Origin of the sequence: Haloterrigena salifodinae (assembly GCF_003977755.1) — an archaeon.
GTDB lineage: Archaea > Halobacteriota > Halobacteria > Halobacteriales > Natrialbaceae > Haloterrigena > Haloterrigena salifodinae.
This window is the reverse complement of record NZ_RQWN01000006.1, coordinates 43,545-65,550: the sequence shown is the minus strand read 5'-3', so window position 1 is coordinate 65,550 and position 22,006 is coordinate 43,545. Positions and strand designations below refer to the sequence as shown.

The window sequence follows — 22,006 nt, the reverse complement described above, 5'->3', positions numbered from 1 at the left end:
TCAGAGCGACCCCTGTCGGTGCTGGAAGATGAGATACGGCGCGATGACGGCGAGCGAGAGTAAGAGCAGCATCGTCGCGATCGCCGCACCGTAGGCCCACTGTCCGTACTGGAACGCTTCGCGAACCATCAGCGTCGCCAGGATGTCAGTCCCGTTCGGCGGTCGGTAGTTGCCGGTGATCGCGTACAGGAAGTCGAACGCCTTGAGAGCGAACAACATCAGGACGACGGCGGCGCCGACGGACGCCTGCTTGAGTTGGGGAATGATGATCCGAATGTACGTCTTAGTCGTGCTCGCGCCGTCGACTTTCGCCGCCTCGAACTGGTCGTCGGGAAGCGACTGGAGTCCGGCCAAGAAGACGACCATCGCGTACCCGCTGAACTGCCAGACCAGCGCGAAGATCACGGCTGCGAGCGCGATCCGCGGGTCTCCCAACCAGTCGATCGAGTCGAATCCGAGCGCCGTGACGAAGACGTTCAACACGCCGTTCCCGGGGCTGTACATCCACAACCAGAGCTGTGCCGTCACGACGAACGAGAGGGCCATCGGAAGGAGATAGATCGTTTGAATCGTCTCCTTGTATCTGATCCCGTAATCGAGGAGGACCGCGAGGAACAGTCCAAGCCCCAGTGAAATCGACGTGAAGCCAACGAGCAGGACGAAGTTTTGGAACGCAGCGGCCCGGAACGATTCGTCCGCAAGCGCTCTCCGGTACATCTCCAGATCGAGGCTGGAAAACGACGGTCGGGCGATTCCCGCGTAGTCTGTAAAGGAAATCGCGAGGTTGTAGCCGATTCCGCCGTACACGGCAATCCCCATGATAATAAACGGGATCCCCCAGTACGGCGATGAACGAACGAAGTCGCTGTTGAGGAAATACCGGAGTTTCGTTTGCCAATCGATCCCCTCCTCAGACGGATCCGCCGCCGATTCCGTAGTTTCAGTTGTGTTGTGTGTTGTCATCTACCTTTCTCCTTCGGTTTAGTAATACGGTTGTTGTGGCGTGTCAGTCTCATAGCGCGAGTTCCGTTATTTGGAGACGGCATCGAGCAGGGCGTCCGCCGCTGCGTCGGCGTCGTACGGATCCATAAAGTGGTCGCCGATCGCCCCCTCGCAGTTGTTTTGCTGTTTGGGCTCGACCGCGAGGCCGTGTGCGAGCGTCGGCGGATACTCTTCGGAGTTGAGAAGGTCCTCGTAGGTTATCGCCAGGAAGTCCGTCAACTCGTCCGGTTCGATGTCCGTCCGAAGTGGCACCGATCCCTTGAGGTTGTTGAACTCGACCTGCGCCTCCGCTGTGCCGATGAATTTCTGCCACTCGATTGTCTCCTCCGAGCTCGGATTGTCGTCGGGGACGACGAAGGAGTCGAGGTGGTAGAAGTACGTTCCCTCGGTTCCGGGGAAGGGGATCCAGTCCCAGTCCTCGCCGAACTCGAAGTCGTAGTCGTCGGACCGATACATCCCGTACTGCCAGTTCCCACCGTGAATACACGCGGCCTCGCCAGCGATCAGTTTCTGGGCGGCCTGCGTGTAGCCGATCGACGACGCGTCGTCGGAGATGTAGTTCTCCTGAATCTCCTGGAGCGTTTCCAGCGCGTCGATCACGGCGTCTCTGTCGCCGTTGCCCTCGATGAAGTTCGTGTAGGCGTCGACTCCGGACTGGCTCGAGAGGATCTGAACCCACGTCTGCAAGCCGAGGAACGCCGACCGCATCCCGTGAGCGAACGGGATGTAATCGGTGTCCTGATCGATCGTCTCGAGGGCGTCCATGAGGTCGGACATGCTATCGAGGCTCTCTGCATCGATCCCCGCCTCGTCGAAGGCGGCCGTGTTGTAGAACAGGTTGTTCATCCGATGGGAGCCGATCGGCACCGCCGGCATCTTATCGTTGTACGTACAGAGTTCGACGGCGCGCTCCTGCATGTTCTCCTTCAGTCCCTCTGCCTCCCAGACGTCCTCCTCGAGATCCATGAGGACGCCCTCGTACCGCTTGAGGTTGTTGCCCGGCCAGTTGGCGAAGGAACTCATCGGGTTCTCGTTCGTCAACCGCTGCAGGACGGCTGTATTCAGTTCGACGTTCCCGTCGCCGCCGACGGGTTCGAAGGTCCCGTCGATATCGGAGTGTTCCTCCTTGAAGGCCTCGATAAGCGTCTCGATCGCAGCCGCTCCGTCGCCACCGGTCCAGCCGTGAAGCACCTCGAGTCCGTCGTCTTCGCTATCCGTACAGCCCGCTAATCCGGCCACAGCACCCGCCGCAATCCCACCGAGATACGTTCGTCTATCGAGTCCATTAGTCAGTTTGTTATTCTTGACCATGCTAATCGACATGTTTTCACACACATTAATAAAGTTATCGGGCCAAGTGTATTCTACTCCGATAAAGGCGCAAATAAGAGCGCCTCATCGGCGGCGTTTCGCGGATTTCAGATTGAAACGCGAAAGGGCACGAACGAGGTCACGACGGTGCACTCCGCTGATTCGATCGGCTGGGCTACTCATTCGACGTTCGACGTCATTCGTTCAGACCTCGACGACGGTGTTCGAGAGCGTGCCAATCTCCTCGAGGCCGATACTGACCTCGTCGCCCTCCTGGAGCGTGAACTCCTCGTCGGGAACCAACGACGTCCCGGTGAGCAGGACCGAAACGTCGGGAACGGCGTCGTGTGCAACGTGACAGTCAACCAGTTCCTCGACGGAGCGTTCCATCTCGTTCGTCCGCGTCGACTCGTCGTACAGCACCTCGCCGTCGCGGCTGATCGTCATCCACATCTCGAGATCGTGTGGATCGTCGATCGATTCGGCCGAACGGACGCAGGGCCCGATCGAACAGCACCGGTCGTACACTTTCGCCTGCGGGAGGTAGAGCGGGTTCTCGCCCTCGATCGATCGGCTGCTCATGTCGTTTCCGACTGTGTAGCCGACGATCTCGTCCTCGAAGAGGACGACCCCCAGCTCCGGTTCGGGGACGTCCCACTCGGAGTCGCCGCGGATGCCGACCGACTCGTCGGGGCCGACGGTTCGACTCGGCGTCGCCTTGAAGAACACCTCCGGACGGTCGCTCTCGTAGACGTCGAGATACATCTCCGGCATCCCGCTTTCGGCTTTGCGCGCCTCCTCGCTGATACGGTACGTGACGCCTGCCGCCCACACCTCACCCGACGAAACGGGCGTTGACGGAGCGGTTTCGTCCAAGACGTCCGACGAGAGAACGGTCGCATCCCCGCGCAGTCGGTCGGCGATCGCGTCGATCGATTCCTTCGCGATCGCCGCTGCCCGAAGGAGATCCTCGAACGTCCGTAGCTGGTCCGTTGCGGCGGTGAGATCGTACAGCGATCCTTCCGTTTTCACGACGAGACGAGGGGCGCTTCCCTCGCGGAGCTGGTAGTAACGCATGTCGCTACGTCCTTTCTACCCGACGGTATTAGCTCTGGTGCCAGGATCCTCGAGTTGAGACTATCCACGTACGACACGGGTACGTGGAAAACGACCCTCTCTCGCCATCGTGCCTCAGTTTCCCCATTCAACGGCGTCCGCCTCGAGTTTCCGTCTGGGACGTACGGAGTGGTTCTGCGCTGACCGTCTGAAACCGCACTACTCTTCCGGAGCACGGCGTTCCAGATCGCACGGAAGACCGATGGGGTGGGAATAGGTGAGTCGAGAGCCGCCGATCGGTCAGACTGGATCGAAGTGCCACCGCTGATTATCGCCACCCAGCCAACTCCACTGGATGACGTCAGCGCCGTCGTCAGTCGATGCCTCCAGCACGTCCGCGACGTATCCGCTGGCGTCGTTCTCGAGTCGATACGAGCCGTCGGCGGCCTGGATAAGATGCCAGCGCTGATCGGCGGCGGTCGCCCAGGCGCGTTGGACCAGCGTCGCACCCTCGCTCGTCGACCCGTCCGCCACCGACAACGCGTGTCCGGAGTGGCCGTTCTCCAGCCGGTAGGTCCCGTCGCCGTGTTCGATTAGCTCCCACTCCTGGCACGGATGCCCGGTATCCGACCACTGGTTGACGTTCTCTCCCTCGCTGGTGTCTGCATCCCCGACCTCCAGCAACAGCCCGCTGTTTTGGTTCGAGATTCGGTACGTTCCCGCAGAGAGCGTTCCGTCACCAGTATCGCCGCAGTGCGTGCCGCTGCCCGGTACCGGTGTGACCTCACTCGGCGTCCCGTCGCAGCCGATCACCGGCCACCCGTCTACCCAGTCGATCCGATCCATCATGAGCACGCGCCGCGGGACGCCGTCGATAAACTCCGGATCGTCCGCGTCGTACGCGTGATAGAGCAGCCATTCCGAGCCGTCGTCGTACGTCGTGATGTCCCCGTGGGCCGCACCCGGGAACCGATCGGTACCGGTGAGGACCGGCGTCCCTTGGTTGTGCTTGTCGTACTCCATCAGGTCGACGCCGTTCTGGTCGACGTACGGACCGAAGAACGACTCGGAGCGACCGACTTCGTACTCGTACGTGCTGCTGTGGCCTTCACAGCAGGTCCCCGTCGAAACGAACAGGTAATGATAGCCGTTGCGCTCGTGGTGAATCGTCCCCTCGTAGGCGTCGCCAGCGACCTGCGTGACCGTCGTCATATCGACGTCCCGCAGGTCGGGCGTAAGCTCCGCGACGTAGATCCCCTGAAAGCTCCCCCAGAAGAGGTACGGTGTCCCTTGATACTCGACGAAGTAGGCGTCGATGGTTCCGCCGCCCGTATCGCCGTCCCCGATGACCTGTCCGTGATCGGTAAACGGCTCCCTCGGCGTCTCGGACGTCGCGAGGCCGATACCGAACTCGCCGCTTTCCCACGGCCGCGGCTCGAGCGAGTAGAACATGATCCACTCGTCGTTGTAATAGTGGATGTCCGGGGCCCAGATCGAGCCATCGGTCCAACCGGGTCGCGTGTCGAACGCCTCGCCCTCGTAAGTCCAGTTCACCAGATCCGTCGAGGAGAGGATCGGAACGAGCAACTCGTCCTCGGTGTTCTCTCGATTCATGTTCGTTCCGTACGCCCACCACGTACCGTCGGCGGCGCGGTGGACTTCCGGATCCGGAAAATGCGGCTCGTACAGCGGGTTGTAGTAGTGGTCTCCGCCGTGATCGGCACTTCCCGATCCGCTAGCTCCGAGGATGCCCGCGGTGCCGATCGCTCCGGCGCCGAGTGTTCGTAGTACGCTGCGTCGATTCGGTTCATTGCAATCATGAGTCTCCGTCATGCGAATCGATATCGCACATTCAGACACTTATAGATTATATAACAATGCAATAATTTATTTAGTTCAGATAGTATTAAGAAATACAGAGTATATATTTTAAGGGATTCACCCTATTCGGAGAGATCGGCTCTCCAAACGAGCGCCAAGAGATTCTCCATCAGAGTGCAGTATTCTCATACAAAGAACAGAAGCGAGTAATATGCCACGGGGCATGTTACCTGCCATCAATCAATTTGAGTATACGACGATCAACGACGTGGTCGATCAAACGCTTCACAGTGCGCTAGAGGTGGAGGCAGCCCGAGCTTGACGAAGTCCGATTGCGATATTCAGTGAAAGCCGGTGCTCACCGTAATACGTACTGTTTTACAACCGTATTGGTGTAATGAATCGATGCCGATCAGTCGTTGTCTCACTAAGAGAGGGGGCGTGTCCGTGTTGACATTTTTATGCGCCCATATACGATGCGTTAAGATATTCTGAACAAGAACTCTGGAATATAGAACGCCATTCTCTATATGACCTGTATCGACACGATGAACGGAGAGGCAACCGGAAGATGGGTACGAGCGAGGGTAGCCAGGATGGACGAACTGACCCAACGAGGATCGTCGCGCGTGCTCGATCAAGTCGCATCGATCGATCCCGACCGACTGTGCTCGGACGACTAACTCGAGTCAGCCCATCGAAACGAGATGCACCGAGAATCGGCATGTTCATAGGTATTCGCCGACCCCCTACGGTAGGGTCGTCGAAGATCGGTGCACATCTCATCGTACTCGCGAACAACACGCAGTCGTAGCTCATCGAACCGATGTTCTGACGACCCAACTCGCTAACCGGGCTCATCGCTCGCTACCGAACGCGTCAAATCCAGTCCGGACAGATACCATCACGACGTCGCAACTCGCTCGCGGCACACTACCGACGCACACTAGCTGCCGGTTCGGACACGGATATTCACGCTTCGCTCAGTCGCTACGCTGCGTCACCATCGTCTCGTTCCGAGAGATGCTATCGACGGGCGGAAGTCGGGCCCAAACACTGGTCAATCGCTCTGAATACGACGATTGTCGTAGTAACACTTTAGTGATTGCCGATGTTTCCGCCGATATGGAGTACAAGTGCTCCCGATGTTCCCAATCGATCGTGCTCCGACAGCACCCCTCGAGTTGCCCGCACTGCGGACATCCGCCACGACGCGGTGCCGACTAGTGATTCGTCCATCTCGACATCGCGTATCTGACGGACGAAGCGCCAAGAACAGTACGGTGAGATTACCGGAGTCAGTAGTGTTCCCATTGCGTTCGTTCCAAACCGGCCGAACTGATCGATAACAGCCGATTTTCGGCGCCGCTGCGATGGCCACCGTTCGAGCCGCCGCTTCGACAACATCGAAGCGATATCCGTCTGCTCCATGGGTCGGAGAAAACGCTCGAGCGGGTCGAAGCAGCCGAATTCAGGCGAGGATAGCGACGAGGCTCCGCTGTCGCAGTCGTCTCGTGACATCCTGTCATGTGGCTTGTGAGTGGCGCCGTCTACTTTCGATTCGGGTAGATTTTGTAGAGCACGAGGTGACACCGCGCGAGTTGAGGCAATTGGGTATTTGTGAAACCATCATATATAAATACTAGACACATATCCGATGTGTCGGTGTCGAACGAGCACGGTCGACAGATCATAACTGATGCGGAAAGCTAATTCGTAGCCAGCGGGTGGAAGACGGCAAACTCACGTAGCGCTCGACAAAACCGTGATTCGACACACCGATCGGCCCTACTGGCAGTATACCGCTATTGATCTAAACTGAACGGTTTCCACCATACTTAGCTCTATTCGACTCAATTGACAATATATACCGTAACTGTTCTCAGTGTTTCATGATAAATACGACACCAGTGACGCCGCGTTCTCGCCAATTCAACTCCGCGGTTCAACGCTGTACTTCACGATCGCGACCACCGATTTCGATACGAAACGTGGGAATCAAAACGCTATCGAATGTTATTCTATAGAGGTAAAATGATACATATGATAGATTGGATATGATTTCAGGGACGTCGATCCATCAACTGCCGAGATGTGATCGTAAAGCTACGCGTACTGGTGGAATCAGTCGATCTAAATAACACAGCACAAGACCCACCGATATCTCGAGGAATGATTTGTAACTAAGTGCTTTGGATCTTATCTGTGGTATCTTCCAATATCTCTACAAAGGTGTGTTTCTATGCTGGCCCAAATGTTAGAATATTATGGGGACTACCTATCAGAAAAGGATCGGCTTTGATGGTTTAAGGAATGACAGTCGCCGTTTCGCTCCCCATCACGGCAAATCGTCATGATTATTTTTCTCGCCATAGCAGGGGTCGTATGGACGTCTACGGTATCATCGGGAGTCCCGTCGAGCACTCACTGTCGCCGCCGATGCACGAAGCCGCTTTTCGCGAGCGCGGAATCGACGCCAAGTACGTCACCTTCGAGGCCGATCCGGACCGGATCGAGGAGGCGTTCCGCGGCGCGGAAGCACTCGGGATCGACGGTCTGACCGTCACGCTACCGTTCAAACACGACGCCTTCGAATTCACCGAGCCGGACGAACAGATCCGCCGGGTCGGAGCGGTCAACACGATCGACTTCACCGAAAGCGGGCCCGTCGGGTACAACACCGACATGACCGGGACGCTCCGCGCCTTCGAGCATCACGACGTGGCCCTCGAGGGCACTCGTGCGGTCGTTGTCGGTGCCGGCGGCGCCGCCCGGGCGCTGGCCTTCGGATTCGAAGAAGCGGGCGCCACCGTACAGATCGCCAACCGGACGGCGTCCAAGGCTCGCGACCTCGCCGACGAGGTTCCGGAGGCGACCGGTCACGAACTCGAGGAACTCCCCGACCTGATGGCCGACGCCGACGTCGTCGCCAACGCAACCAGCGTCGGGCTGGAGTCCGACGAGTCGGTCGCGCCGGCCGACGCTTGGCACGGGGATCTCGTGGCCTTCGATGCGGTGTACAAGCCCCTCGAGACGCGGTTCCTGAAAGATGCGGCGGTCGCCGGCGCTCAGACGATCGACGGCGCCTGGATGCTGCTGTTCCAGGGCGTCGACGCCTTCGAGACGTGGACGGGCGAGGACGCGCCGGTCGAGACGATGAACGAGGCGCTTCGCAGTCACCTGTAACTCGCGCTCGGTCGACGACTGCGAACTGCGAACTGACCGGTCGAGCCCCTAATTTCGCTTTTTGCACTGGTCGCCGCAAAACGTGGCTCGTCGACAGACGGCAACTCGAGATCATCGTTTAGGCGCGTCAGCGATCGTCGCGACGGTGATCGCGAACAGACGCGAGTTTCTAACCTGCTCAGACGTCAGCGTCCGACTCGAGGACCCGCTTGCCGGCGATCAGGAACCAGCCCTGCCCGTAGAGGTTGATCGCCTGCGGAGCCTCCGGGCCACCGGGCATCGCCGCGTTGCGCTGGACCGCGCCGTCGGGGGTCACGACCGTCTTGGCCGCACCGATCGCGTCCTCGGCGACCTCGCGGTACTCCTCCTCGAGCAGGCCGCGATCGACGGCCTCGGTGAAGGCGTAGGCGTACTGGAGGGTCCCCGAGGTCTCCAGGTACATCGTGTCGTCGTCGATGAGATGGTGCCAGAAGCCGCTGGCGTCCTGGTACTCGGCCATGCTCAGGAGGTGGTCACGGACGAGTTCCTCGAGGCGATCTCGCTCGGGGTGGTCTTCGGGCACGTAGTCTAACGTGTCGAGGACGCCCGTGGCGAACCAGCCGTTGCCGCGCAGCCAGAGCGAGCCGTCGGGGTAGCTGTTCGGCGTCTCGCGCCAGATGTGCCGGTAAAGATCGGTCTGCGGGTCGCGGAGGTGCTTCGCGTGGACCAGAATCTGGTCGACGGCTTCGTCAATCGCTTCGGGCGTATCGGTGAGCTGGCCGTAGCGGGCCATGAACGGACACATCATGTAGATGGCGTCGACCCACAGTTCGATGTCGTCCATGTGGTGAGTGATTCCGCCGTCCGCGCTTCGGGGAGCATCCTCGTGGAGGTACTCGAACTGTCGCCGGCAGGCCTCGAGGTAGGAGTCGGGGCCGCCGTTCTCGTAGGCCTCGAGAGCGAGGACGGCGACCGCTCCGGCGTCCGGAATGGGGCGGAAGATGCGGTGTTCGTCCCACTCCGGGACGACGTCGATCGATCCGTAGGCCATCAGTCCGTCGCTCGACTGCGATCGGACGGCCCAGTCGATATACCGCTCGGCGATCTCGGTGTGTTCGTCGTCGTCCGTCGCCAGCAGGCCGCGGAGTACCATCGGTCGTTCACCCTGGATGAAATCCTCGAAATCGAGGTCGAGCGTGTACTCGGCGACGGTCGGGAGCAGTTCTGCTAACGATCGTTCCATGGACATACGGGGATATGTGACGGATTATCACTTAAGGTTATAGATGTCGATCAGTCAACGATCATCGAATCGATCCCTCATGTCGTTCAAACGTGAAGCGACACACTACACGCTGACGAGTAGAGTCTATTGGTGCTATTGTGCCTATTGTGCCTATTGCAGCTATTTATCCTACTGTACCGATTCTATCAATGGTTCAGATCGTTTCCTGAAAGATTTCAGCGGGAAAGCGTTCTCGAGCGCTCCACCACGTAATCGATCGAAGAGTCGGTCATCCCTACGACAGCGATGGTACGTGGCGGGCCGCGAGACCTCGAACGTGCTGATCCCCAGTGGCGAACGCGAGTTCACCCGCTGAGGCCACACGGAACTGCTCGAGCAGTTCCGGAGACCGTCACCCTCACTCCGGATCGGTGCCATCACCCTCCGTATGGGTTCGCTGACGGTCTATCGAATCACGACGATCGTCAGAGCAAACTTTGATGTAGTCGACCCGCGATGTGAACCAACGTTCGGGAGTCGGGAATATCGAACGACAACGGATCTCGCTGCCGAAAGAACGGCTATTGGCACCGTAAATCGATAGAACTGCAAGGCGATATTCGGTTAGGGGATCCGCGTCTTGGCACACGTCGTGATTTTATTACATTCGTACATGTGTAATGGTTCGTGAGCAGGGAACCACTCGTACTCGCCGGTCTCGACGTGATAAAGGGGTCACCAGCGGCGGCGTATGCGCGCTGGCGCGAACAGCGGGCGAGAACTCCGCACGTTCGGTCGTGGCGACCGCAACTCGAGGTGGCTGTCTCCCTCTTTTGTCAGCCGGAAGTGGCGGACGCCTTCACTGCTGAGGGGGTCACCGATCGCCTGCTCTCGCGCAACAAATTGCAGTCGGGGCCGGAGGATGTTCCCGTTCCTGAGGACGGAGAGCGAATCACGTTGTAGACAGAACGGCGGTCTGAACGATATTTCGGTAGAGTACCTTCGGTTGAATAGCGCTGCTACCTTCGCTACCAGCGTGACGCTCTAAACTGGACTTCCGGTCGTACTCGTCCAAGTGAAGTACCTGGCGAGTTCGGATAATCGTTCGGGAGTCGATCAAAAGGGGCTCGCTCGCCAGAAATCATGATTACAGCCTTGCTTCCCTTACTATCGTCTCAACTTCCAGGTCGCCATATTATGTATAGCACTATATGATTTATTTAGACGGGTTTTCTACCTTTAGCTCCTGGAACGCCCGATATCCCAGATATCGTCGAAATTAGAGCACACTCATGGTTAGTCGAATAATCACGCGTGGTACTGAGGTAGAGTATCAACGTCACGTACCCGATAACGTCACAGTAGGGAGCTTCAACGCCAGCGGAAACTGGCGTTAGCCTATTCAAGGGCTTACCGTCTCATCAAGTCTTGCTATCTTGTAGTAATTTGGGAGCAATCTGTTGGAGGGGATTCCACCCACACTACGCTTGCTTTGCTAGCTCTCGAGTCCGTTCGAGTCGGTCGATGATTTCCTCACGTGGCTCTCCATCCAACCGTCGGGCTGACGGAAGCCGCTCATGACGCCCTTGAGCGTAGGATCCTCCGATCGACGAGTGGCCGCTGTTTCCGAATGACCACGCGGCGAGTAAGTACACGGCCGTCGAGAAGGCCACAGTCGAACGATCTGAGCCCAGCAGCGATATCGGTGCGATCCTTCGGAAACGGACGATTGCTCCGCCGTCGATCACCAAGGAAGCCGACCGGCAAATCCGGAATCCACGAACGAGGCCGGTATCGAGGTCGACGGCGAGACAACACGACTGATCCCCGATGTCGCGTTGTTTGGTCGGCATGACACAATTACACCACAAGCACACTGTGTTCCATTCCCGAGATAGCGGCAGGAGCATCGGAGATAGTAGCAGTTAACCTGCCACCGCCCTCTGCTTTAGTTGATGTCTGATTCCGCCTCTCTCGACGAGAGCCCACCGTCGTTGCTTGGTCGACTCCTCTTTGGGAGTGGACTTGCAGCACTCGCACTCCGCAACTTGACGAATCTCGACGGAAGAATTGCCTATGCAGAGGCCAAAGACGTCCCTCTCGCAGACAAACTCGTCCCAACCTCGAGTGGTCTCCTCCTCGGAGGCAGCCTTGGCATCGGCCTCTGGAAACTACCCAAGCTGTCTACAGCCAGTATCGCCACGTTCTTTATCGGTGTAACTCCGGTTATGCACGATTTCTGGGCCGTCGACGAAGAGTCATATGACGAAGAACTCACCTCGTTCCTTCAGAATCTCGTGCTCCTCGGCGCTGCAATCGCTTTCTTCAAGCGAGCACAGCAAAACTAACAGCAAACGATTTCACCTGGAGTAACCCGTCTCGGGCATCACTCTATCATTTTACAGAAGACACTGAGATACACAAGCTGTCAGCGGTCATCCCTGTACCTCCGTCCCTGCCCGGAAGCTCGTGAGGTCGTCAATACGCTTTTCGGGTGCTTCGATTTCATGTCGCAACTCCTCAGCTTCTGTCCCCTCGTCGGAGGCAAGTCAATCCTTCATATCGTCGACGGCGATGGGCTACCGACCGAAGGCAAAATCGATACTCGCGGAATTGGGGTTCGGATTCAGCGGGAGTAGAACCACCTTCCGCTGTCCTTGAACAGGTCTAATTGCAGCGGAAACGTGGCGTGTGAGGTTGTAACCAAGACCTTGCAGCTCTACCCTACTCCATCAAGAGTTCGTCGTCTATATACTCGCAAATCGGTTCTAATACTTCATCCACCTCTTCCTCCGTTAACTTCTCCGTCAGCCGTAGGAGGTTGTTCTGGTGTCATGTTATTAGAACTCAACGACAGTGAGGTAAATCTTCGTGCTGTCCGTAGGGAGATTAATCGGCGAACGCTTCCTCGAGCCGGTCGCGCATAAACTCGCGTCGGTACTTCCGCCGCTCGGCTTCCGAGAGATAGTTTTTCAGGACCACGCTCGCGTCAGAACTTCCCTGGTCGCCAGCAATCGCATCGAGATTGTTCAGGAGGTCGTTCATCGCCTGATTGTACGTCGTATACCAGAACCGCCGCCCCATTTTCGACGTCGGCCAGTCCCCACGAACGCGGACCTCCGCTCGTTCGGCCAGCCGCTTGAACCGAGCCTGTACCGTCTCGCCGGTGATGTGGCCGCTCGAGGACTTTCGCGACGGGAAGAGGTAACCGTTCCAGTCACGATCGTCGCTTCCGAGTGCGTCGACGCGGTCGGCGAGTTCAGGAACACCGTAGATCAACGCGACCGTGCCCGGTCCGTTCTTCCGTTCGTCGAACGCGATGTGTGGGTCGTCGCTCTCAAGTACGAGCTGGGAGACGTGCAACGATGCAACCTCGCTCCGGCGTAGCCCCCACGCGCACAGCGCAAGTACGAGGAGTTCCTCGTCCGGGCTCTCGACAGCGTTGTACAGTTTTCCGACTTGGTCGCTCGAGAGTGCAGGGTTATCCTTCTCGTCGTCGAGTTCTCCCCGCCAGATATCGTCGTGGTCGACGTTCTTGGCCGGGTTGAACGGCGCCCCGTGGCGTGTCTCGAGGTGCTCATACCACTGCCGAATGTCGCTCAGATACCGGAGTTTCGATTCGGGACTCTCGAGTTCGTCGTCGAGTTCGTACAGGACGGTTTCGACACGCCGGAGTTCGTCGTACTCGTTCTCCTCGTCCATCACGCGGTCGGCGATCGCCGCCGTCCCGTGGACTGTCTCGTACAGCCGCACGTAGGTTGCGAGTCGGTAGCGTTTCGAGTCGGCGGTTGTCTCGGCACGCTTGCGCTTGACCCGTCGCAGGAACGCCTCGAGCGCGTCAACCGTGGTTTCGTCGTCGATACCCCACTGGTAGGTGTCATCATCAGGGTCTACGTAGCCGATGGTCGCAAGGAACTCGGTCAACGTCAGATCGTGGTGTTCGCGCAGCGCGTACGCGATACCACCGTAGCCGGCGTCGGCGACCTCTTGGTAGGTCGGCCGGTCGTCAAGATCGATGCCCTCGCGTTGGAGGTTGGGTTCGACCTCGGTGTTCCACGTCGTCTGGAGTTCCTCGAGGGACATCCGAGACCAGTTGATTTGCTCGCTACTCATCGTTTTACCCGCTCGAGAAAGGCGTTTCCTCCGGGTTGGTGGTATTCGAAGACGCTCATTTTCGTAGGTTCTGCCACAATTGACAGTCACATAAGGCTATTGTTTAGCCGTGTGTCGCTTGCAGGACACACGAGATAAATAATATTCCATCCATCTGACGCCGAGAGGGTATATATCGTATATCGCTATAGCAATCGGAAGTGCTTAGAAGGCAGGCACGTCAGAAATAATCGCTTGGATTTCTCATTCAACGGACTTTACTTCACAACCGCTTCTCGCAGACTGGCCGTTCAATACAAATGCGTACTGAGTGAATCATGTTTATCCGGGGAATGTTAAAGTCTCTATACATCATTGTCTCTATTATGGTGAATGCCACGGTCGGTCCCAGACGTGTCGCCCAAATTGCTGCTGGCTTGGCCAGTCTGGCCGGAGTGTATGGATTTCTCTATCTCATGGGCGCATTCGGTTCAGTCTCGTGTTCTCAGACAAGTGGTGGAACCGAAGGATGTGTAGCGGGCATCGACTATCTTGTTGGGAGTGCTGGTAGCAATGCATCTACGCTGTTCTTCTGGGCAGTTCTCCTCCTAAGCCTCGTCGCTATCGGCGGAATCGCTACATGGACCAACCACCGACGCATAACATGGGGAACTGCAATTGTTAGCGTAGGAATTTCCGTCTTCAGTATCTGGCTGGGATGGTTTTTCATGGTCTCGGCAGTGGGCTTATTGACTGCTGCGATAGCCCTCAGCGTTAGCGCACGGCGTGATAACGGCAATCATCCAGCACCTGCAACGGGATAAAACCGATTTCTTGGAATCTATTTTCCAGATAGTCATCTTTTGAAAAATCTGTAGACGGCTTCACCTGCATTTATCGGATGTTCTCCGTTCAGGGTCTCATCAAGATACATACTATTATATACGACGTTTCTCGTGCTATCAACTAGTGTCGGTTGCTCAACCTACTGACTCCCCATTCGACCACGACAGGTACTTCACGTTCACTATCAACGACGAGACCTACACCGGAAGTATTCACTTCCTCACCCACTACGCCGGGAACCGGACTTCGTGGAAGTCTTGCGGAATGCCTTCTTCCAAGATAAGACCTACGGCGACACCCGTGAGGATTGGCACCGGAACACCACGTCCATCTTTGCGTGGATGAAAGCCCATATGCTCCGACTTGCGTGGGACTGCCGCGAAGAATTCCTCCGCGCTACTTCCTCCACTCGTTCCCCAACATCTGCCGCGACTTCGGATTCCCCATCGACCACGACCGCGACACGAGTGGAACGCCGAGTCAGTCGCGGCTCTGGGAGATGTGGAACGAGGAGTTTACCGACGTACAGCGCGAGTTCGTGCGGACGGCCACCGAGGAAGCCCTCGCCTTCGCCCGCGAACAAGGCATCCCCGCACCCGACCCCGTGTTCCGCCCCGAGGAACGCGACATCACCTCAAAACGGAGTGAACAGCGGCTCGTTGCAGAGAAGACCAAAGAGGTCTGGCAACAGGCCAAACCGTTTGTCACGGACACGTTCTACCTGAAGCGGGCCGAGAACACCGTGGTTCACGAGAACGCGTTCTGGGAACAGCACGCGTACATGGGGATGCGAGAGAACATGTACGCCCAGAGCGGCCAGCACTCCTTCTACATCGACTCTCAGCGTGACCGCACACCGAGTGCATCGGACCACCGCTACCAGATAGGAAAACTCACTGTCGAGGATATGCGTTCGATGCTTCACGAGACTACACGGATGCTCATCGCCCGCGCTCGGCACAACTCCGAACTTGTCGGCAAACTCTGTCACCAAGGGCAACCCGTGGACGGGCAAAATCGAGCGCGACGATGATAACAACATCACGGAAGACTGGATTCTCGGCTACAAAGACGGTGAAGTGTACTATCAGTGGGCGACCATTCAGATTGTTGGATACGACATCCCGCTCGTGCTGGACGCCATTCCCGTCAAACGGGGGATGAAGCGGGCCGACATCGTGGACAGTCTGCTAGAGAACGCACTTGACCTCGTGGACGACATCGAACTTGTGATGATGGATAGAGAGTTCGACAGCGAGGGTGTGAAAGACTCGTGCGACAAGCACGGTGTGTACTATCTAAATGGCGCACGGAAACACGAGTCAGCGAAGGCGACGTGTACGCGACTCCGCCGTTCCGGGGAGACGGTTCACATCGAGGTGGAACCAGTCTCAAGCGGCCCGACTCGCAAGCGGATGTACCTCCCGTCCAGTGCTGACGATGATTTCGAAGCAGAGAACGAGAATGAGGGGGACAGAGATGAGGAGAGACTGGACATCCGCGAAGAGATGCGAGAAGACCTTGCTGACCTCGGTATCGAACTGGAGGAGGGGGATGCTCAGCACGGTTTCAGTGCCCTCACAGAGGAACTTCGAGAAGAGGAGGAGAACGAGCCGACCGTGGGAAGTAAGAAGGATGCACGGGAGTACGCGTTGTTCGAGACGAATCATCCCAGCGTGACGCTGAATGAGGGTGATAGCGAGGCCGAGCGCATCCATATGGTTGAGCGGATGGTTCGCCGCTACCGCCATCGCTGGGGCATCGAGAACGGCTACAAGCAAATCAAGACGTTCCGAGTCCGTACGACGAGCAAGCGCCACACGTATCGGTTCTTCAACTTCGTGTTCGCGTGCGTGCTGTACAACGTCTGGCGGCTGGTAGACTTGCTGGTGAAACTCGCAATCGAGGGCGAGAACACGACGTACGCACCGCGTGTGGACGCGAACCAGTTCCTGACGGTGGCGAAGAAATACTACGGTCTCGACCCGCCGGACTAACACCGTCGGTCGGTCAGATGTTCGCTGACCATTGAGCGGCGGCGCTGTTCTATGTACCTTATTTTCAGAAGAATTCTGGCTGTTTCTGAATCGCCTCCCTCAGCGTCTTCTCAGGGCGTTTTCGTATGGGCGTGGTATGTCGCAAGGAACCTCGGTTCAACCGATTATTTGGTCACATACCTGTCTTCTAGAAGTGCTGAAGGCAGGCATTTGCCTACATAATCGGTTGAAACGCTGTTCCTATCACTGCAATTCGATTGTACGAAAGGAACGTCAAGGAGAGATGCGGTCGCCATTTCAGGAATGGCCGGAAATCAGTCGAAAACAAACGGCACAGGACAGCTCCGCCGCTCAACCGTCAGCACACACAGGGTGATTCAGAGTTAGTCCGGTGGGTCGAGGCCGTAGTACTTCTTCGCCACCGTGAGGAACTGATTTGAATCCACACGCGGTGCGTACGTCGTGTTCTCGCCCTCGATTGCGAGTTTCACCAGCAAGTCATACACGAGGTTCCGTTCGCCGAACACAGCTCGGTTAAAGCGATTCGAGTGGGGAGAAGGTGACTGAAAACGCAATGAAAACGACTTCGAGTTCGTCTCGAGCGATGCGAACACAGGGAGACGTTCGAGTTAGGAATACGTGATGTTTAGTTCGATCACGTTCGTCGCACGTTCGAGCAACGAGGGAATCTCCTCCTCGAGTCGTTCGTCCTGAATCCGCGTCGTCGGTCCCGATATCGAGAGCGCTCCGAGGACGCGGCCAGTGTTGCTGCAGATCGGCGCCGCCGCACAGCGGAGCCCCTCGACGCGTTCCTCCCTATCGAAGGCGATGCCCCGCTCTCGGACGTCGGCGAGCGTTTCGCGTAATTCGTTGCGATCCGTGATCGTGTCGTCGGTGACCGCCGGCAGGCCGTGCCGGGTGACGATTTCGTCGACGCGCTCTTCCGGGAGGTGGGCGAGGATCGCTTTGCCGAGGGCCGTACAGTGGAGGTGAACGCGCGTTCCCACGTGGGCGTCTACCTGGACGGCATCGTCGCCGGCGACCCGGTAGATGTAGGTCCCGCGGCCGTGTTCCTCGACGAGGAGGTTCACCAGTTCGCCCTCTTCATCAGCGATCTTGTCCATCTCGGGGCGGGCGATGTCGTACAGATCGCGCCGATTCCGGGCGTGGGCGCCGAGTTCCAGAAACCGGATACCGACGTGGAACGTCGTCCCCCGTTTCACCACGTACCCCGCTTCCTCGAGCGTACTGAGGTAGTTGTGAACGTTGCTCTTCGGGAGATCGAGGTGGTCGGCGACCGCCGTCACGCCCGCGCCGTCGAGTTCCACGAGCGCCTCGAGGATGCGAAACGTCGTCCGCGTCGATTTGATGGGGTTCCTCGCTGTGGGAGACATTAGCTTGCTAGTATCGTTCATCACACAAAAACCTTGGTTCAAGACTGTGAAACGAAGGCCGTGACGAGTCGCTGTCCCGTCGCAATCTGAGGTAATTATATACGTTCTCGGCTGGCAGTGAGCGGTATGGTTGGACGCACGGCGTACGACTACAGCGGAGAGTCCGCCATCGTAACCGGGTCGACGAGCGGCATCGGGCGCGGAATCGCGACGGCGCTCGCCGAGGCGGACGCCGACATCGTCGTCAACTCTCGAACGGCGTCGGACGTCGACGAGACGGCGGCCGAACTGGACGAGCTCGGCGACGGCTCCATCGTCGGCGTGGCGGCGGATCTCTCGCGAACGGACGAGATCAACCGGTTGATCGACGAGGCGATCGACGCGTTCGGCGAAATCGGTATCCTCGTCAACAACGCCGCCGTCTGGCCAGAAGAAGCGTCGATGGTCGACGCACCCCTTGAGGACTGGGAGGCGACGATGCACGTGAACGTGCGCGCCCAGTACTACGCGTCGAAACTGGTCGCTCGACATATGATCGAGCGGGGCGTCGAGGGATCGATCGTCAACGTCACGAGCCAGACGGGCGACCGGCGGACCGGGGGACGCGGGCTGTACGGGACGTCCAAAACGGCGGTCAACGGACTCACATGGCGAATGGCCCACGAGTTGGCCAAAGAGGGCATCCGGATGAACGCCGTCTCGACCGACGCGACCGACTCGAGGCAACTTCGCCGCGAGGCCGGTCGAATCGCCGCCGATCGGTCCGGACAGACGACCGAGGACGTCCTCGAGGAGTGGGCAGCCGAGCGCCCGCTGGGCCGCCTCGGCCGGCCGGCGGACGTTGCCGACGCGGTGTTGTTCCTCTGCAGCGACGCCGCCACGTACGTCGTCGGCACGATCCTGCGGGTGAGCGGCGGCGGGAACCTACAGTAACGGATCCGACACCGTCGGGTTGCGATATCGGCGGCGATCCCCGAGAGCGGACGCACCCGGTGAGTTCGGGCGTCGGAGAGCGGGACTCGAGTTCGGGATTAGCGATCGGAACTCCAGTTGATCGCCGCGTTCGGAAGCCAGTAGTCAGGGAAGGGAATCAATCTAAGATCGCTCTCCGGAGACCATCAGCGAACGGAGTTCGTCCGCCGAGACGTCGTCGGTGCTCGTCACTGCCGCTATCGATCCCTGATAGAGTACGCCGATACGATCGGCGAGCCCGAAGATCTCCTCGAGGCTGTGGCTGACGATGATGATCGTCTTGCCGTTTCGCCGCAGGGTGCGAACCGTCTCCTGGACGAGTTCGGTGGCGTCGACCGAGAGCGCGCTCGTCGGCTCGTCGAGGATCACGACGTCCGGATCGAACGCGAGCGCGCGGGCGATGGCGATCAGTTGGCGTTCGCCGCCGGAGTGGTAGGCGACCTCCGCCCGGGGATCGATGTCCCGCTCGAGGTGCGTATCGACGATCGTCGCCGCCCGCTCGTAGGTCTCCTCCCAGTCGACCACAGAGAACGGACCGACGCCTTTTCGCGGGAAGTTACCCATGAAAATGTTCGTCGCCACATCGAGGTCGTCCATCAGCGCCAGGTCCTGATAGACGGTTTCGATGCCGGCCGCCCGGGCTTCGTCGGGACCGTCGAAGGCCACCGGGCGACCGTTGAGGGAGAGCGAACCCTGCGTCGGCCGGTGGACGCCACAGAGGAGGTTCATCAGCGTCGACTTGCCGGCGCCGTTGTCGCCGACGACGGCGAAGATCTCGTTCTCGCGAACGGACAGGCTAACGTCGTCAAGCGCGACGATTCGACCGAACACCTTCCGGACGTTCTCCGCGGCGATCTTCGGACCGGCGTCATCGGCGGTCGGGGCGTCGTCGGAGACGGTCGGCGCGTCGCTGCTCATGAGCTGACCCCCGCCGAAAGGACTCGTTCGCGGATGCTCTCTTTCGTGTTGTACAGTAGGATCGCGAACAGGAGGACGACTCCGTTGACGACTTCGATGAGCGTCGGATCGAACCCGCTGACGTTGAGCGCGGTCTCGACGAGGCTCAATAGCAATACGCCGCCGAGCGCGCCGAGCAGTTTGCCGCGACCGCCGAAGAGGCTGATCCCGCCGATGATGGCGGCGGCGAACGCGGAGAACACCATGTCGTCGGCGATATCGGGCGAGACGATCCCCGTGTAGCCGGTCAGCAGCCAGCCCGCGAGCGCACAGAAGAACCCGCTCAGCGTATAGACCGCGATGATCGTTCGATCGGTGCGGATCCCGACGGCGCGCGCGGCCTCCTCGTCGCTTCCGACCGCGTAGACGGCCTGTCCGAACGCCGTGTACCGGAAGACCACCGCCATGCACGCGAAGGACGCGAGCAGGATTCCGATAGCGACGTACTCGTTGCCCCCGGGCGCGACGTACCCCTCCGGAAGGTCCGAGATCGGTCGGGTCGTCAGGGCCAGCTTCCCGCCGCCGAAGATGATAAAGAACGCCAGCGTCTGCAGGAAGGGGTTCATTCCGAGCTTCGCGATCATGATCCCGTTCGTGGCGCCGATCGCGGAGCCGACCGCGAGGACGATCGCGACGCCGAGGACGGGGTTCGAGACGAGGCTCCACTCGGCGAGCACCATCGCGGTGAACACGGCGGAGAAGCCGGCGATGGCGCCGACCGAGAGATCGAAGTGGCCCGACAGCAGGCAGATGCTCTCGGCCAGCACGACGAGTCCGAGCGGCGCCGCCGCGAAGAGCATCAGTCTGAGTGCCATCGTGTTCGTAAAGACCCGCGGGACGGTCGCGAGTATCAGCAGCGAGATGACGGCCAGAATCGGCCAGATCATGTTCTCGAGCAACACCAGTACCGTTCGTTCGGGGATCCGTTCGAACTGCCGCGTAACGATGTTCGACGTACTCATAACACAGCGCTCGCTAGCTCCAGATATTCCCCCAGAGACCCGGGTTATCGACGTTTTCGGCGGTGACGGCGACGCCGGCGGTCAGGACGTGCGTGTGGCCGTCCCGTTCGGTGACCTCGGCGGGCGCCCAGATTGGATCCGACCAGAGTTCGGCGCCGTTGTGCTCGACGGGATCGAACGAGTAGTCGTCCTCGGTGACGGTCTCGCCCGGCTGCGGAAGCGCCTCGTCGCCGTCCTCGAGGTAGTCGAGCAACTGTTTGATCGCCAGCGGAATGTAGAAGTGAACCGGCTGATCGACGGTCGCATCGATGTAGCCGTCTTCGATCAACGGGTTCACGTCCGGACCGGCGTCCGGTTGCGTGTGGACGATGTGGTCGTCGTCGCCGGCGGGAGCAGCGAGATCCAACTGCTCGAGCGCGTTCTGGACGCCGATCCCGCAGGTCATGTTCGTCGCGTAGATCCCGTCCGGCGGATCGTTCGCACTCAGGTAGTCCGTCGTCGTCGACTGCGAATCGTCGATGCTCCAGTCGGTCTGGATCGTATCGACGACCTCGACGTGGTCCTGCTCGCCGATGTACTCGTCGAAGCCGTCGGTCCGCGCGTTCGACTGCTGGTTGAACGCGCCGCGGACGTGCAACACGGAGTACTCCTCCCGATCCGGGTACTGCTCCTCGAGCGCGTCGACCATCAGTTCGGCGCACGTCTCGCCCGCTTCGGCGTTGCCGAACGCGGTGAACGTTTTGATCGAGTCGGTCGTTCCCGGGTCGTTGACCGTGAAGACGGGGATGTCTTCCGCCGCGGCCTCGTCGATCGCGTCGTCGACCGCTTTGTCGAACGGCGCGGCGATGATCGCGTCGTAGCCCTCGGCGACGAACTGCCGGATGTCGGTCACCTGCTGGGCTGAATCCTGATCGTGGCTGACGACGTCGTACTCGATCCCCTCCTCCTGAGCGTACAGTTCGCCCGCCTCGTAGAACGCGGTCACCCAGTCACCCCCCACGAGATGCTGTGAAACCCCGACCCGGAGCGAGCCGTCACCGTCGCCGCCCGTACACCCGGCGACCCCGAGCGCACCGACGGTACCTGCGGTGATCAGGTACTGGCGTCTGCTAGTGATGGGCATGCTACTCGATACAGTCACACCGACCCAGATAAAACTTGGTATTACACACCTTGGTTGTTGTTACATTGGACTAAACGAAATGA

17 protein-coding genes are annotated in these 22,006 nt (G+C 59.0%); 6 read left to right on the top strand and 11 right to left on the bottom strand.

Annotation, left to right across the window (positions count from 1 at the left end; all coding sequences use genetic code 11):
• The 4 genes from EH209_RS21565 to EH209_RS21550 form a co-directional block, all read right to left on the bottom strand.
• Positions 1 to 963, bottom strand: a complete 963-nt coding sequence (locus EH209_RS21565) for a carbohydrate ABC transporter permease (protein WP_126664879.1) — start codon at positions 961 to 963, stop codon at positions 1 to 3.
• 66 nt (positions 964 to 1,029) lie between these two features.
• Positions 1,030 to 2,313 (bottom strand): extracellular solute-binding protein, encoded by a 1,284-nt coding sequence (locus EH209_RS21560; protein ID WP_126664878.1) that lies wholly within the window; start codon positions 2,311 to 2,313, stop codon positions 1,030 to 1,032.
• 204 nt (positions 2,314 to 2,517) lie between these two features.
• Entirely contained in the window at positions 2,518 to 3,390 is an 873-nt protein-coding gene (locus EH209_RS21555; protein WP_126664877.1) for a fumarylacetoacetate hydrolase family protein, read from the bottom strand.
• 279 nt (positions 3,391 to 3,669) lie between these two features.
• The gene (locus EH209_RS21550; RefSeq protein ID WP_126664876.1) at positions 3,670 to 5,202 is read right to left on the bottom strand and encodes a family 43 glycosylhydrolase; all 1,533 of its coding nucleotides are present in this window, start codon (positions 5,200 to 5,202) and stop codon (positions 3,670 to 3,672) included.
• A 2,373-nt stretch (positions 5,203 to 7,575) separates the two neighbouring features.
• Between EH209_RS21550 and aroE the strand changes: the two genes are divergently transcribed.
• A complete protein-coding gene (gene aroE, locus EH209_RS21545) occupies positions 7,576 to 8,376 on the top strand; it encodes a shikimate dehydrogenase (RefSeq protein ID WP_126664875.1) in 801 nt (266 codons plus the stop codon).
• Between the two features lie 178 nt (positions 8,377 to 8,554).
• Here the strand turns inward: aroE and EH209_RS21540 are convergent, their stop codons facing one another.
• Positions 8,555 to 9,604 (bottom strand): glycoside hydrolase family 88/105 protein, encoded by a 1,050-nt coding sequence (locus tag EH209_RS21540; protein ID WP_126664874.1) that lies wholly within the window; start codon positions 9,602 to 9,604, stop codon positions 8,555 to 8,557.
• 663 nt (positions 9,605 to 10,267) lie between these two features.
• Here EH209_RS21540 and EH209_RS24430 point away from each other — a divergent pair.
• Complete coding sequence (locus EH209_RS24430) at positions 10,268 to 10,543, top strand: hypothetical protein (protein WP_126664873.1); 276 nt, start codon at positions 10,268 to 10,270, stop codon at positions 10,541 to 10,543.
• 992 nt (positions 10,544 to 11,535) lie between these two features.
• Positions 11,536 to 11,928 carry a DoxX family protein gene (locus tag EH209_RS21525; RefSeq protein ID WP_126664872.1) on the top strand — a complete coding sequence of 131 codons (393 nt, stop codon included), beginning with the start codon at positions 11,536 to 11,538 and terminating at the stop codon, positions 11,926 to 11,928.
• 541 nt (positions 11,929 to 12,469) lie between these two features.
• On the opposite strand, the gene EH209_RS21520 is transcribed toward EH209_RS21525, so the two are convergent.
• Positions 12,470 to 13,693: a tyrosine-type recombinase/integrase gene (locus EH209_RS21520; protein ID WP_126664871.1), complete on the bottom strand. Its 1,224-nt coding sequence runs from the start codon at positions 13,691 to 13,693 to the stop codon at positions 12,470 to 12,472.
• 1,192 nt (positions 13,694 to 14,885) lie between these two features.
• Here EH209_RS21520 and EH209_RS24850 point away from each other — a divergent pair.
• Both EH209_RS24850 and EH209_RS24845 read left to right on the top strand, forming a co-directional pair.
• Positions 14,886 to 15,551, top strand: coding sequence for a hypothetical protein (locus tag EH209_RS24850; RefSeq protein WP_249038876.1), 666 nt, complete (start codon positions 14,886 to 14,888; stop codon positions 15,549 to 15,551).
• Positions 15,490 to 16,515: a transposase gene (locus EH209_RS24845; RefSeq protein ID WP_249038875.1), complete on the top strand. Its 1,026-nt coding sequence runs from the start codon at positions 15,490 to 15,492 to the stop codon at positions 16,513 to 16,515. Before EH209_RS24850 ends, EH209_RS24845 begins: the two co-directional genes overlap by 62 nt.
• Positions 16,516 to 16,898: 383 nt before the next feature.
• On the opposite strand, the gene EH209_RS24295 is transcribed toward EH209_RS24845, so the two are convergent.
• Both EH209_RS24295 and EH209_RS21510 read right to left on the bottom strand, forming a co-directional pair.
• Positions 16,899 to 17,042 (bottom strand): hypothetical protein, encoded by a 144-nt coding sequence (locus tag EH209_RS24295; protein ID WP_164722103.1) that lies wholly within the window; start codon positions 17,040 to 17,042, stop codon positions 16,899 to 16,901.
• A gap of 102 nt (positions 17,043 to 17,144) precedes the next feature.
• Positions 17,145 to 17,909 (bottom strand): IclR family transcriptional regulator, encoded by a 765-nt coding sequence (locus EH209_RS21510; RefSeq protein WP_126664870.1) that lies wholly within the window; start codon positions 17,907 to 17,909, stop codon positions 17,145 to 17,147.
• Between the two features lie 126 nt (positions 17,910 to 18,035).
• On the opposite strand from EH209_RS21510, the gene EH209_RS21505 reads away from it, so the two are divergent.
• On the top strand, positions 18,036 to 18,842 hold the full coding sequence (locus EH209_RS21505) for an SDR family NAD(P)-dependent oxidoreductase (RefSeq protein WP_126664869.1): 807 nt from the start codon (positions 18,036 to 18,038) through the stop codon (positions 18,840 to 18,842).
• 162 nt (positions 18,843 to 19,004) lie between these two features.
• Here the strand turns inward: EH209_RS21505 and EH209_RS21500 are convergent, their stop codons facing one another.
• From EH209_RS21500 to EH209_RS21490, 3 genes are read right to left on the bottom strand one after another with little or no spacing between them, the layout of a single operon-like run.
• Positions 19,005 to 19,799 carry an ATP-binding cassette domain-containing protein gene (locus EH209_RS21500; protein WP_126664868.1) on the bottom strand — a complete coding sequence of 265 codons (795 nt, stop codon included), beginning with the start codon at positions 19,797 to 19,799 and terminating at the stop codon, positions 19,005 to 19,007.
• Positions 19,796 to 20,800 (bottom strand): ABC transporter permease, encoded by a 1,005-nt coding sequence (locus EH209_RS21495; RefSeq protein WP_126664867.1) that lies wholly within the window; start codon positions 20,798 to 20,800, stop codon positions 19,796 to 19,798. Before EH209_RS21495 ends, EH209_RS21500 begins: the two co-directional genes overlap by 4 nt.
• A 13-nt stretch (positions 20,801 to 20,813) precedes the next feature.
• On the bottom strand, positions 20,814 to 21,923 hold the full coding sequence (locus EH209_RS21490; RefSeq protein ID WP_126664866.1) for a sugar ABC transporter substrate-binding protein: 1,110 nt from the start codon (positions 21,921 to 21,923) through the stop codon (positions 20,814 to 20,816).
• Between the last annotated feature and the right edge of the window lie 83 nt (positions 21,924 to 22,006).